Source organism: Mesorhizobium yinganensis, assembly GCF_040081985.1.
Lineage (GTDB): Bacteria > Pseudomonadota > Alphaproteobacteria > Rhizobiales > Rhizobiaceae > Kumtagia > Kumtagia yinganensis.
The window spans coordinates 34,030-47,230 of record NZ_JBEBMH010000013.1 but is presented as its reverse complement, the minus strand read 5'-3'; the positions used below and the strand labels follow the sequence as shown (position 1 = coordinate 47,230).

Sequence of the window (13,201 nt, the reverse complement as noted above, 5' to 3'; positions counted from 1 at the left end):
ACCCAACCGATGGCGGTGAGTCGCCTCGACCTTGGGCGAAAGTACGAAAATATCGGTGCCCACCGACTCCGGACGTTCGTCGACATCCTCGACACGCTCAGGCCCGAGGACAAGACTCTCGTCGATCTCGGCGCCGGTCATTGTAAGTTCAGTGCGCTCGCTGCAAAACGCGGCTATGATGTGACTGCGGTCGATGGTCGCACCGTCCGCTTGCCGCCAGATATAGGATCGGTCCGCTTCGTCCAGAGCGATGTGCGCAGCTACGATCCAGCCGGCTTCGGCGTGATCGCCAATCTCGGTCTCTTCTACCATCTTGAGCTCGAGGCTCAGAAGAATCTGCTAAGCCGTTGCACCTATGGCGCACCCGTCATTCTGGAGACGCAGGTTCACGTGCCCGAAATTCTCGAGTCGCACGAAAGCCAGCCCTGGCACGCGATCGTTCGCCAGGACAACTATGAAGGCGTCCTCTTCCCCGAGAAAGACAACCCGATGGCCTCGATCGGCAACCCGACCTCGTTCTGGCACACCGAAGCCTCGATGCTACGTCTGTTCGCCGATTGCGGGTTCAGGGAAATTCAGCTCGTCGAGCCGCTGTTCCGCTCTGGCTACGGCGCCCGGCGCTTCTACGTCCTGTTCTCGAACGAGCGCCGGGTTTGAGGTTACCTGCGTCTTAAACCGGCACGCCTGGTCAGTTCGCTGTTCGAGTCGGGCAGCAGTCAGCCAGCATCGATCGCCATTGCGGGCGTGGACCTGTCATCGTGGTGGGTGTGACGCAGACACTCCAGGAAGATGACGGAGGCGAACGCTCGAACCGATTCTAACCTGTGATTGTCGCCTGAAAACCTAGCACGTTCGTCCCTATCTGGGGTACCATGCGATAAGATGTGGCGGCAGTCCGGGAAAGCGAGGCTTCGGATATCCAAACCGCGATGCAGATGACGCTTTGTCGGGGGCGCCATTGTTTGCGCCGCCTGCCAGGCAGATTTGAGGAGGTGGGGCTAGCTTATGCCAAGGAAATATCCAACGCAGGCTGACCTATGGCGAGCCAGGCCCTCGCTCCAAAAGGCTTGGCGTCCTGCGGCTTCTGGTCGGGATGCGTGAATTGATGGTTAAGTTTTATCTCGATATACCCAGTCATCTGTGGAATAAAGAAAGTGCGATGCATCAGGAGATATCCAGCGGATATTCCTCGATTTCTGAAGCCATAATACATACGGATAACTATTTTATCGTTTCACCTTATAGATCTCGTGTCAATGACGGATACAGTACCGGAAGCGAGGACGGCATTTCCTATGTCTATCACGCCAGGGAGCCGGGCAATAATAGCTACTGCGTCCGGCCCGGGCCGATCAAGGGCCTTTGGTATCTGGACAAGGATGGTTACAGCGGATGGAGCAGCATAGCACGCGATCCTGCAATTCGCGACAGGGCTGGGTCTTGCGGTATCGTCGAGTCGACTCGACTGGTCGACCACTATCGGGCGAGATTCCTTGGGAGCAACGAGTCGAAGTATGTCCAGAAAGCTCCTGAAGTCGAAATTGAAGAAACAGACGGCAGCGGGTTTGTCTTCTTTCCGTTGCAGGTAAACGACGACGAGGTCTTAAATCTATCTTCGTTTACCCAGGTCGACGTCATCCGGCGTCTTGTCGATCTGAGTGAAGCGCAAATGGCCAAGGTGGTTTTCAAGCGACATCCGCATTGCAAGTCCAAGTTGATCGAGAGAGCCCTCACCTGGGCTGCGGAGCACGCGCACGTCCGGGTTTCGGACGCGTCTGTCCATCAGCTGATACCCGCCGCGCGCGCGGTGGTGGTGCTGAATTCCGGTGTCGGACTTGAGGCACTGATCCACGGTGCCGCCGTATACGGCCTAGCCGCCAGCGAATACCGCCATCTCACCAAGCGGGTCGACGACCTGCGGGATCTGGAGGATGCGTTTGTCGGGGCGAAGTCGCCGCAATCGCAAGAGGTCACGCGGGGCATTGGATATCTCCTGTCGGAGTTTTTCGTAGATATTTCGGATCAGGACCGTTTGCGATCGATCGTCAGGCGGCATTGTGGGGAATTTCTAGCGCAAACAGCGAACGGGTCTCACGACGCGGTCTCCGACGAAGTGACGCGGCTCAGCAAGACGACGACGCTCCTTCTTGCCATGGAGAAACAGATTTCTGAAGTGGCCGATGTGCTGCTGGCAAGCAAGGAGATTTCATCCAGCAGCGTTGACCGCGATCTGACGGAGTTGCTGCTCTCCAGGGTAGCCCGCCTCGGCATCTCCAGGCAACGAATCCTAAAGACTGATTTCCCCGAAATACTGCGAAAATATGTAATGTTATGCCATAGAGCTAAAGATCATCAAGAGGCTCTAAGTTGGGCGAAGACGTTGGCCACGCATACGGGCGATTCCGATGACCTTATGTTGCTGGCTAAACTACATTTCGTGATGGGCCTGGACAAGGAGGCTTTTGATTACGCTCGGGCCGCCGCCTTTCATAAGGATGCTACCAGCGAAGCCCTGACTTACTACTCACGGCGGATCATTGGGAAGTCGCCAGAACTAACCGATACCGCCTTGAAATGCGCCGAGCGCGCGCACGCGCTTGTGCCGGATGATCCAATGCCGATGTGGCTCATTGCACGGGCTCACCACATCAAGGGGGAAAGCCACGCGGCGCTGCTACTTGTAACGGAAGCTCTACGGAAACATCCTGAACACGACAAGTTGCTCGCGACCGAGAAAGCGATAAGGGAGCGCAGGGCACGAAAGCAAGGCCGCAATCGTCAGCCGACTCCACCATGACGGCTATGCGCCGATCTCGGCGGGCTATGGGCTTAGTCAATGGTCTTGCCAGCACAGTTCCTGGAACAAGCGTAGCTCGGAAAGGGCGGCCTTTCGTATCGAAAAATCCGACGCTGTCTCCAATGCCGCCTGTTGCATGGTGCGCCGTTCACGATCCGACAAGGTCAAGAACATTCCTACCGCATCGAGAATGTGGCGGTCGCTTCTGGTATCCACAACAAGCGCGTTCTTGCCATGGATAGCGTATTCATCCGTCCCGCCTAGCGCCGGAACAAGGGGAATACAGCCGGAAGCCATCGCTTCAAGTCCCGTTCGACCAAACGCCTGGAAGTCGGATAAATCCAGGAAAAGGTCGCACCCCCGCATGAATGCGGGCACTTCCGTGCGTTTCAGGCGTCCGCGATTTACGATCCCTTGCGATGTCGCAATGCCCACCGATTCGAGTTCCTCGTCGCTGGAACCGAACACCTGCAACACGATCTTTTCCGGCACCGTATCACGCAAGATTTGAAGTATCCTGGCGGTCCTTTGCGGCGCGCGCCTTGCCGTCCTTACCCTCAGCATGGCGCCGACACATATATAGTCCTTCTCCAGCGACAAATCGGGATAATAGATACCGTGATCGATTGATGGGGTAACCTTCCTCACCCTGATGCCGTGATTAAGATAAACGATATCGCAGAGCCACTTCGTCTTCGCGAAAAGCGTTGCCTCCTTCAGGGTGCCGTACGATGCGTGGGCAATACGCCAGCCCTCGCTCTCAGGGTGGTAGAAAAGAGGCTCATAGTCCTGGACGTAATACGCCAGCTTCACGCCCGCCCGCTCTTTTGACGAGAGCGCTTCAAGCGCAACCGAGACCTCCGCAACGGACACGTTGGTCGTCGCAACAGCAACGTCGCAATCCCTCATCAACTCCGCCAAAGCATTGGGCGAATCGTAAGAGCGCAATACGACTGCCTTTCCCATGAGCTCAGGGTAGTTGTCGATGAACGAACCCCAGTTCTTGGCGTCCACTGCTACGACGCATCTTACGCCTAGCTCAGAAAGCCCAAGGGCCTCCTGCACGACGGAGTTGGCTCCGCCGCTTGCCCCTTTGACAGGCAACACAAAAACAACCGAGGGTACTTTCGCCACGGGCCCGATCTCAATTTAGGTGTTCGTATTCGCCGCTCGATAGATCTCTCGAAGAGCTTTTCTGATTCCGATTAAGGAGTTCAGCTCGGAAAGGCTCTGCTGAAGGTCGACGAGATTTACATCCGGGTGCTTGCCTGCCAAGGCCTTGCTGCCCTGCTTCGTTAAGACGGACCGGCGCTTTTCGCCAAAACTCGCTGACTTCTGATGGTATATGTACACGTGGTCGGCGAGAACAAGCTTGTGACCTGCCTTGGCCATCCTGATGCATAAATCCGTCTCCTCTCCATATCCCATGGGAAAGGAGTGACCATCCAGGTATCCGACTTCTTCAAGCGCCTCCCTTCGAATGAGGGTGCAAAATCCGTTCAAAAGCGGGACATAAGGGAACGCCTTTTCGGAGAACCGGCGAACATCGTCTGCAATGTCCTCGATGAAAATGCCGGGCGGAAGAGGGTTGGTGCTCCATCCGCCCTTGGCGTCCTTGACGTCCGGGACGGATTGCCAGGATGCCGCGTTCGAGAGGGGGCCGATCATCGTCGCGTCCGGGCGGGCGATCGCGGCCTCGAGCAACCCATCGAGCCAACCCCGGGTGACGATCGTGTCGCTGTTCAGCAGAACGATCCATTTGGATAGAGCTCTGCTCATTCCCTTGTTGGCAGCGTTGGTATAGCCCGTGTTCCCCTCGTTCTCGATGAGCTTTATCCATGGCACATCGGCAACGAAACGGCGCAAGCGCTCGCGGTTCAGAGTTGTCGACCCGTCGTCCACCAGCGTCACCAACACCGGACGATCCGTCGCGTAACCAATGGATGAAAGGCAATCCAACGTTTCATCAATGGCGTTGAAGACCGGGATGACAATCTCGGTTGTTTCGCCGGGATGGATCTGATCCCAACTCCATTTCACCGAGAGTTTTTCGGGAACGCGCCGGGACGAAGACACCGGTATTCCTGCTTGACTCGTCCAAGCAGCCAACCCGACGGTACGGTCGATTTGTGCGGCAATATTGGGGTCTTCCAAGGCATAGTATCTGCTCGGCGCATCGGTAACAGGCCGCTCGGCGACCGGCCCCAATCGGACAGAAAACAGCGCGGCGTCGACATTAGCCGTCCAAACGAAAGACAGAAAGTATTCCCTATCCGGGTTATCGAGGTTCAGGCGAGCGTGCCGGCATAATGTCTCAACATCGTCCGGTTTCAAGTCTAAGCCGAAATGCCGCCCTGTCCGGGTGACCGCAACGCGGCGTTTGATTACGAAGAGTCGCTGATCCTTATAAGAGCGGACGCCATCGCGGCCCTCGTGGCTGCGCTCGATGACGCCTATGTGGTCAATCTCGTATCTGACTTCCGCCGTGTTGTTCTCAAAGCCGAGCGCGGAAGCGCATTGCACATAAAATCCTAAATTGAGAGATTTCGAGAGCGAAAGCCGATATTTGTCGAGTCTTGTTTCCAGCCGCGCGTAGCCCTCCTTGATTTGACCGAAAATAGCGACGCCATAGGCCAGGGGGCCGCGTTCAGGCAGGGTGATTTCCCTTAGATTTCCTTGGCAAAGGGCGATGCTTAAGGCCGGACTGGCGGGTTTGCAGCGAAAGGTCCAGCCGTCCGCAAGGTCGGAGGCGCGAAACGATGCTGCACGTCTATAAGGGCCTACCCAATTGCTGAAATCCCCGTTCGTCACTGCATTGAGGTCGCCCCCCTCGGAGCTGTTGGCTTCGAGGTGAGGGCGAGAACCGGCGACAAATCCGGGCTCGCCTGCGGCTATCTGGGCGATGTCGATCCAGCCGCCTGCCGGCGAGGTGGCTTCGATGACCAATTTCACCTGATGAGTATTCGAAGAGCGGGGGACTCCGACACGCATGGTTTGCACCGACCAGGCGCGATGCAGCGGGACAGGTTTGAACTGAGGTTCTTCGAGGGCCACTCCAGCGCCGACCAGCGCCACTCGAAGGCCAGCACTGGCGGCTTCGGAGGAACGCGCCTTCAAGACTACGGCAAGCGCGCTCTCATCGGGGTCGACCGTAAGCTTCTGCGAAAAGTGAAAGATAGCCGGCTCGGCGGTTTCGTTTGCCACGCGCGCGAAATCGAATCCGGGGGAACGTGATTTGACAAGCGTAGCGCCGGCGTCAAGGTGGACATTCCAGTTGTCTGGCAGGGTTCCGGTCCAATTTGCCAAACTGCCGTTGCTGACCAGATCTTCGCCTCGGAGCAGGTTCAGTCGCAGCGGCGAGCGGGAGATCTGAGTCGACTCGTCGGCAAAACGCACCTCCAACTCGACCGGATGCCTTCGGTCCCCGACAATATGAGACAGCGGCACTGACAGCTTGCCATCAGGATGCACCCGCGCGGTACTTATCGAACACTGCAAGGCGCCATCGACAAGGACAAAAAAGCTGTCCTGCTCCTGCGGCATATATGCCAGAGAGATCGATGCACGCGCTTCGGCACGGTCAGTTCTTTCGATTTCAAGCCGGGCGCATGCGGACAATATATTCGCAGGCACCTTCTTGAGAAACTCTCTTGACTTCGCTTTATTTATACTGGCACCAGACGAGATTAGCAAAGAAGGCTTTATTGCGGACAGATCGAAATAATATTCAAACTGTTGCGGATCGCCAGCCGCACTTTTTCTGCGAACGTCTGGAATGATGGTCTTGTCACCCGCCGCCAGCACAAGGGATGGCGCGGTGCCGTCGGGTTTGGCGGTATCGCGCCCGGTGCAAACCAGTTTTCCTGCGCGCCAGCCCTGCACCTCGATCTCGACGCACGGCCGGTCAGCCGACGCAAGCAGGATGGCAGGGGAGACCAGACAGGGGACGGCGCCCGCACCGGACACATGCACTGCTACTGTATGCTCACGATCATCGTATAGATCACTGGGAAATTCGAAACCAAAGCCATGCTTGGCGGCTTCGGCCGGTCCGCCGTTGGAAGGATCGGCGGCGGCAATCTCAAAACGAAGCGCCCCGTCGATATGTACCGATACGACTATCTGTTTGTCACGATTGTCGTTGTCGAGCACCCATCCGCGAACACCAGCCGTATTAATCTGGGTGACGACACCAAATATGTTCGCCCCGCTGCCTCCGACACGTAAATCATCGAACTTGAATGGACCGGAATATATCGTGTTGCCTGTCCCGGAAATGGATACCTCGACGCGGTGTTCCCGGCCGTCGAAGAATGAGAGCGGAGGAACAATCGAATAACCACAATAGCCGTCGCTTCCGTGGCGGCCGACCGTCGTCGACCGGAACTCCTTCGCAAGCACGGGAGGAAGCTGTTGACCGTCGATTGATATTGTTATCGACATACGGTTCGTGGCCGCCTCTGGATCCAATGCCCAGCCGCGCAACTGGTTCGTCACCTTCTTGTTGATGTCCCCGTATTTGGTGGTTGTCATCGGAGGCGGTCCTGGAAACGGATGTTGTCTTGGTCCTTTAGCTCGGCTGTCGTCGAACTACTCTGTAGATGCAATCTGGGCCAGATAGGCCCCATACTCGCTTGCACCGTACTTCAACCCGAGGGCGTGCAGGTCCTCGCGAGAAATCCAGCCGTTGCGAAATGCAATCTCTTCCGGACACGCTATTCGCAAGCGCTGACGCCGCTCCAGAGTCCTGACGAAGGTCGCGGCCTCCAGCAGGCTGTCCATTGTGCCGGTATCGAGCCAGGCGAATCCGCGGCCAAATTTCTCGACCTGAAGATCGCCCCGTTTGAGATACGCCCGGTTGAGATCGGTGATCTCAAGCTCGCCCCGCCCCGAAGGCTTTAGCCTTGCCGCCATTTCCGGCGCGTCGCCGTCATAGAAATAGAGGCCGGTCACGGCCCATTCCGACCGCGGAATGTGAGGTTTTTCGTCTATGGAGATCGCTCGCCCCTCGGCATCGAACTCGACAACCCCGTAGTGTTGCGGATCTTTCACACGATATCCAAAGATGGTCGCTCCGCGCTGGCGGCTGCCGGCTTTTGCGAGAAGATCGACCAGACCGTGCCCGTGGAAGATGTTGTCGCCGAGTATGAGGGCAGAGGGCTCGGCGTTCACGAAGGGGGCGCCGATCAGGTAGGCCTGCGCCAGGCCGCCAGGCTCGGGCTGTGCGGCATAGCTGATCCTAAGACCGACTTGCCCGCCGTCGCCCAGCAAACGTTCGAATTGCGGGAGATCGTAGGGTGTCGAGATGACGAGGATTTCGCGGATGCCGGCCAGCATCAGAATGCTGAGCGGATAGTAGATCATCGGCTTGTCGAAGACCGGCAGGAGTTGTTTCGACGTCGCCTTGGTGACCGGGTACAGGCGTGTGCCGCTCCCTCCCGCCAGTATGATTCCCTTCACTTGCGTCCTCGGCGTGGCGGTGGGGTTTGGCCGTCCTCCAGTTTCGCATACAGTTTGTGAGCCGGATTTCCAAGCGATTCGGCTGCCCGAATTTCCATGTCAAAATCTTTACCTGGGTTGAAAGGTTGGAGATTCCGGTTCGACAGATCCTGTCCATGGGTCGCTCTGGCCATTTTTCGCAGATTGAAAGATCGATCAATCGCGACGCGAAACGAACGTCAGTTGCCTTGGGAAACCGGGCGCCGGAGCATAGTAGAAAATCTGGGTCGTGAGACCGATTTCACCGAGCTTGTCCAGCACATCGGTACCGAAGTCGGTGTAAACCAGAGACCGCCCCCCGGCCGTGCCGTTGCCGTGATACACGGCAGGCAGAAGGAAAATATCGTTATCCGAGCTTGTATCGACGCGGGAAACCGAATCGGCACGGAGATTGTCGTTCGCGGGAACGGAAAAGATGTGACGTCCGCCCTGCTTCAAAACTCTTCTCACCTCAGCGAAGCCCACATATGGCTTGCGCACATGCTCGAAAACATCGGATGAGACAACGAGGTCGAACGTTTCGTCTGGATAGGTAAGGCGTTCGAGATTCTGGCAGACCATGCCGTCCTTTTTGTTGCCTTCGGCCACATCCTCCCAATAGAATGACTGTTCGTAACTGCTCATGGTTTGAAACAGCCTTCTGAACGGTCCGACCACGCCGGGCTCGTATAATCTGATGTGCCCGAACGTTTCCGACTCGATTAGGGCTTTGATCGTCGACACGCCTTCTGGCGCGTACTCCCTTAGAATCGCGTCGGCTTGCGCCCGATAGCGAAGCGAGCCACGGCACGAAGAGCAGAGAAACGTCTCGCGGGTCCTGATATTTTCTCTTTTGAAGAGGTTTGCCGCTCCGCAGATGTTGCAGACACCTTCGTATTCCTCCGTGACAGCCGAAGTGTTCAATCCGTTCCTCCGTTCCTACGAGCTCGTCCGCGCGATGATTTATCTCGCTTCGCCGTTATCTCACGGGACGAGCGGCCCGATCCATCTGCGAAGGCCAGCTCCGATTCACCCGCGCCCATGCTGACGGCTGCCTTACAAAGGGGCAAGCGGTATGTCGCGAGCCTCCCTAAAGACCTCTTTCGCCGCTTTGCCAAGGCAAATCCCGAGCCCTCGTCATTGCGCCTGCGAATTTCGTGACCCGTTCGGCATCGCCAAGTGCCTATCGTCGGCGATCCGTGGGCGCCGGACGACGCAGCACCATACAACTCATCAATCGTGTCTTCAGGGATCGCAACGTGCTGCGAACACGCAGCCGGCGTTGACTTGCACCCATTTTCCCCCAAAAAAGCTGTGCGGCGGTTTGTCGGATCGGAACGATCTGATCCTTGAAGGTCTGAACAGGGCATGATCCTGTTCCTGTCACGCGAGTCGAGGCTTGAATTCGAGATGATGTGCCGATGAGTGTCGACGCTCCGTTGACCGCCAGCTACAAGCGCGACGGCGCGGTGTTCCCGATCCGCGTGCTGTCGCGCGAGGAGGCGGCCGACAGGCTGCGTCGCATCGAGGAAATGGAGCAGAAGCGGGCGGGTCGGCTGCCGCCGGTGCTTAACTTCAAGCCGCATCTGCTCGTACCATGGCTCTGGGACCTCGTCACCGACCCGCGGGTCGTCGCACCGGTCACAGAGGTACTCGGCCCTGACGTGCTGTGCTGGGCTTCAAGTTTTTTCGACAAGCGTCCGGGCGAGCCGAGCGAAGTTCCTTGGCATCAAGATGCAACTTACTGGGGATTATCGGCCCCTCATGCGCTGACGGCATGGGTCGCCTTCACGCCGTCGACACGGACGAATGGTGGGCTGCAGGTGGTCTACGGCAGCCACACCCGGCAGCATGAGCACGGTCCGTCCGCTTCCCAGAACAACCTGCTGGCGGGCGGCGAGGAAATCCGTGTCGATGTCGATGAGGAGCAGGCGGTTCATGTGGACCTGGCCCCCGGCGAGATGTCGCTCCATCATCTGTTGCTGATCCACGGCTCGAAGCCAAACACGTCCGGCGCGCGCCGCCTCGGTTTCGCCATCCGCTACATCGCGGGCGACTTGTCGCAGATCGGGTCCCTCAGAGGATCGGCAACCCTGGTCAGCGGGCGGGATCACGGAACCTTCGATCTTGAGCAGCCGCCCGCGGGCGAGTTCGCCCCGGAGGCAATTCGCCGCCACAGCCAGAGTCTTCGGAGCTGGATGAGCATTGTGTATCCCGCGGTGAAACGGAGCCACGAGGCGCCAGCCTGATGGGATTAGCCGTAAAGTCCTTCTCGGTCTTCGAGCGACCTCTATACGGGCGCACCGAGCGAAGGCAGTGGATTGGCTATGCCTTTCGGTCCTTAGCCATGACAGCGGATGTCGCGCCAACGCCGCCCGCTGCCCGAACCTTAACGCTTGGTATTAACCTCCTGCGCGTCTTCCAGCGCACTGCCGCCTGTTTCAGGAGCCGGTACGGCGTCCCCGAAGATCACGCTCATGGCACGCCGCAGCACCATGCGATGCCGCTTCACCGCTTCCGGATGGAACTCGCCTTCAGGCTTTTGTTCGAGAACGAAAGTGCGATGATCGCGGCCTCTCACCAGAGTAGCGGAATTTTCCAGTCCATCGGTCTGACGGATGGCTGCCGGAATGTAGCGGATGGCGAAACCGACGCGCGGGCCGCTCGACAGATTCGGCTCCGAGCCGTGGATGATGAGCGGGTGATGGATCGACATTTCGCCGGGCCGCAGCACGATGTCGACCGCGGTTTCCTCGTCGATGTCTGCGACCACCTGCTCGCGGCGGCCCAGCATGTTGTTCGGGTCCTCGGGGTGATCATGCGCAAGTTGCACGTGATGCGTTCCCGGCACGGCGCGTACGCAGCCGTTGCTCCGGTTGCTCGGCGACAGCGCAACCCAGGCCGTCACCGCCTCGGGAGACGAAAGTTTCCAGTGCGTGGCATCCTGATGCCAGGTTACGTAGCGGCCGTCTCCGCCGCGCTTGGTGATGAAGCTCGTGCCCCAGCACAGTATGTCCGGTCCGAGCACCTCTTCGACCACATCCAGCACCCGGGGATCGTGGACCAGATCCCAGAGCCACGGCACGAGAAGATGCGTCTTGGCGTTGAACGCCTTGGGCAGGCGGCCACCCCGCGCCGCCACCATCGCCTCATAGCCGCTCAAATATCGGGCTGCCTCGTCGGCTTCCAGGACGGGGATCGGGAAGACGAGACCGTCGCGTTCGAACCGGGCTTTCATCGCCTCGTCAGGTCGCATGCTTTTTTCCATTCCTCGCGCGCCCGCCGCGGCCGCTATCTTGCGATGCCGATCATGCCCGCGCCCGCGCCGGCCAGCAACAGGATGCTGCGATCATGAGCCCGCCGCGCGAGCGCCGCGTCCTGATCACCGGCATGTTCGACATGCAGAACTACGGCGACCTGCTGTTTCCGCTTGTGGCCCGGCAACGGCTCGCCCCGCACGGCATCGAGATCGTGCCCGTTGCGCCGACTGGCCGGTCGGCCGGCCTGGCCGATGCCATCACCCCCATCCCGGCCGCGAGGATGCTTTCCGGCGAGGAGGATTTCGATGCAGTGCTCATCGGTGGTGGTTATCTCATCCACAATCACCCGATGACCTTTCTCACCGAATACATAAACGACGAGGTCAGCGACTGGGCATCCTCAGCGCTCTGGTTGGGGGCCACGCTCGCCGCCGCGCTCGCCGACGTACCGGTGTTGTGGAACGCGCCGGGCGTGCCGCACGTTCTCGGTCGAGGGGTGCATCCGTTCACGATCGCAGCTTTGCGGGCGGCCAGTTACCTGTCGCTACGCGATCGTGGTGCCGCCGAGCTGCTTGCTCCGCCTCCGGACCTGCCGCTCGCCATCGTTCCCGATACCATTGCCGGCATAGGCGCCTTGTGGTCCAGCCAGCAGCTCGCAGCCGCCTACCGCGGGTTCCTTGAACGCAAGGGTGCGAACCGGACGGCGCGTCACATGACCCTCCATTTGCGAGATCGATCAGTCGCCGGCCTCGACATGGCGGTTCTTGCGGCCAAGATCGACGCCTTCGCGCAAACAAATGGCCTCACCCCGCTCCTCGTCGCCGTCGGCCGGAATCACGACGACCCGAGGACCGCGAACCGGCTGGCGAAGCACCTGAAACAGCCCCATGTCTTGCTGGATGATCCGCTGAGCCTGTGCGAGATGACCGCCGTCTTCGCGCATTCGGCGCTCTACATCGGCGCGTCGCTGCACGGATACGTGGCGTGCGTGGCGCACCGGGTTTCGTCGGTCCTCGTGGCGCGGCCCGCTTACCGCAAGTTCGCGGGCTTCCTCGAGCATACCGGGCGCTCCGAGGACATGGCGCGCGACTGGGACGCGGCCCTTGACAAGGCGGCTGCGAAACCTGCCGGAGCCGCGCCCCCCATTTCCGCCGAGGTTCTCGCCCGGCTCGACGAGCATTGGACGCGCGTCCTTGACGGGGTCGACGAATCCGGACGCGGCGCCGGCGCGCGACGCGACTTCCTCCGCGACGTTCTTCGAATGGGACTCGACAACAGGGGGCCGAGTTGGGCACTTGCACCATTTCTCAGCCCATCGGGATCGAGACCGATACGGCGCGACGAAAACGCTTGAAACCAAGAAGGAGGCGAGCCCTTGGCCACAACATTGCAGGACATTGACGGCGATACGTTGCGCGCCTGGATGGTTCAGTACATCACCACGGTGCTCGACCTGCCAGAGGGCAAGCTCGATACCTCGGAAAGCTTTACGACCTACGGCCTCGATTCGGTCGAGGCAGTCGTGATGGCGGGCGTGATGGAGGAGGAATTCCGGGTGCCAGTCGATCCCATGCAGTTTTTCGAGCATCACACCATCGATGATTTCGTCCAGACCTACGCCAAACCGTCCGAGCAACCCCTGACGGGTGAGAAGATCGGCTGAGCG

The 13,201-nt window shown here is 59.1% G+C and carries 10 protein-coding genes; 5 read left to right on the top strand and 5 right to left on the bottom strand.

Going from position 1 to position 13,201, the window contains the following annotated elements; translation table 11 throughout:
* The first annotated feature begins 9 nt into the window (after positions 1-9).
* Both ABMA59_RS21720 and ABMA59_RS21715 read left to right on the top strand, forming a co-directional pair.
* Positions 10-657 (top strand): class I SAM-dependent methyltransferase, encoded by a 648-nt coding sequence (locus ABMA59_RS21720; RefSeq protein WP_349007480.1) that lies wholly within the window; start codon positions 10-12, stop codon positions 655-657.
* A gap of 436 nt (positions 658-1,093) precedes the next feature.
* A complete protein-coding gene (locus ABMA59_RS21715; protein WP_349007479.1) occupies positions 1,094-2,797 on the top strand; it encodes a capsular polysaccharide export protein, LipB/KpsS family in 1,704 nt (567 codons plus the stop codon).
* Between the two features lie 36 nt (positions 2,798-2,833).
* On the opposite strand, the gene ABMA59_RS21710 is transcribed toward ABMA59_RS21715, so the two are convergent.
* The 4 genes from ABMA59_RS21710 to ABMA59_RS21695 all read right to left on the bottom strand — a co-directional run bounded on the left by ABMA59_RS21710 (position 2,834) and on the right by ABMA59_RS21695 (position 9,199).
* Positions 2,834-3,811, bottom strand: coding sequence for a glycosyltransferase family 4 protein (locus tag ABMA59_RS21710; RefSeq protein ID WP_349007478.1), 978 nt, complete (start codon positions 3,809-3,811; stop codon positions 2,834-2,836).
* Between the two features lie 135 nt (positions 3,812-3,946).
* Positions 3,947-7,330, bottom strand: a complete 3,384-nt coding sequence (locus ABMA59_RS21705) for a glycosyltransferase family 2 protein (RefSeq protein WP_349007477.1) — start codon at positions 7,328-7,330, stop codon at positions 3,947-3,949.
* Positions 7,331-7,387: 57 nt separating this feature from the next.
* Positions 7,388-8,257 (bottom strand): glucose-1-phosphate thymidylyltransferase RfbA, encoded by an 870-nt coding sequence (rfbA, locus tag ABMA59_RS21700; RefSeq protein WP_349007476.1) that lies wholly within the window; start codon positions 8,255-8,257, stop codon positions 7,388-7,390.
* 195 nt (positions 8,258-8,452) lie between these two features.
* Positions 8,453-9,199, bottom strand: a complete 747-nt coding sequence (locus ABMA59_RS21695; RefSeq protein WP_349007475.1) for a class I SAM-dependent methyltransferase — start codon at positions 9,197-9,199, stop codon at positions 8,453-8,455.
* Between the two features lie 497 nt (positions 9,200-9,696).
* Between ABMA59_RS21695 and ABMA59_RS21690 the strand changes: the two genes are divergently transcribed.
* On the top strand, positions 9,697-10,524 hold the full coding sequence (locus tag ABMA59_RS21690; RefSeq protein ID WP_349007474.1) for a phytanoyl-CoA dioxygenase family protein: 828 nt from the start codon (positions 9,697-9,699) through the stop codon (positions 10,522-10,524).
* Between the two features lie 140 nt (positions 10,525-10,664).
* Here the strand turns inward: ABMA59_RS21690 and ABMA59_RS21685 are convergent, their stop codons facing one another.
* Positions 10,665-11,531 (bottom strand): phytanoyl-CoA dioxygenase family protein, encoded by an 867-nt coding sequence (locus ABMA59_RS21685; protein WP_349007473.1) that lies wholly within the window; start codon positions 11,529-11,531, stop codon positions 10,665-10,667.
* Between the two features lie 134 nt (positions 11,532-11,665).
* On the opposite strand from ABMA59_RS21685, the gene ABMA59_RS21680 reads away from it, so the two are divergent.
* The gene (locus ABMA59_RS21680) at positions 11,666-12,889 is read left to right on the top strand and encodes a polysaccharide pyruvyl transferase family protein (RefSeq protein WP_349007472.1); all 1,224 of its coding nucleotides are present in this window, start codon (positions 11,666-11,668) and stop codon (positions 12,887-12,889) included.
* 21 nt (positions 12,890-12,910) lie between these two features.
* Positions 12,911-13,198 carry an acyl carrier protein gene (locus ABMA59_RS21675; protein WP_349007471.1) on the top strand — a complete coding sequence of 96 codons (288 nt, stop codon included), beginning with the start codon at positions 12,911-12,913 and terminating at the stop codon, positions 13,196-13,198.
* The last annotated feature ends 3 nt before the right edge of the window (positions 13,199-13,201 follow it).

Coding starts and splice junctions, on each gene's coding strand:
- ABMA59_RS21720 (WP_349007480.1), top strand. CDS start 10: ATGGCGGTGAGTCGCCTCGACCTTGGGCGAAAGTACGAAAATATCGGT.
- ABMA59_RS21715 (WP_349007479.1), top strand. CDS start 1,094: ATGCGTGAATTGATGGTTAAGTTTTATCTCGATATACCCAGTCATCTG.
- ABMA59_RS21705 (WP_349007477.1), bottom strand. CDS start 7,330: ATGACAACCACCAAATACGGGGACATCAACAAGAAGGTGACGAACCAG.
- ABMA59_RS21690 (WP_349007474.1), top strand. CDS start 9,697: ATGAGTGTCGACGCTCCGTTGACCGCCAGCTACAAGCGCGACGGCGCG.
- ABMA59_RS21685 (WP_349007473.1), bottom strand. CDS start 11,531: ATGCGACCTGACGAGGCGATGAAAGCCCGGTTCGAACGCGACGGTCTC.
- ABMA59_RS21680 (WP_349007472.1), top strand. CDS start 11,666: ATGTTCGACATGCAGAACTACGGCGACCTGCTGTTTCCGCTTGTGGCC.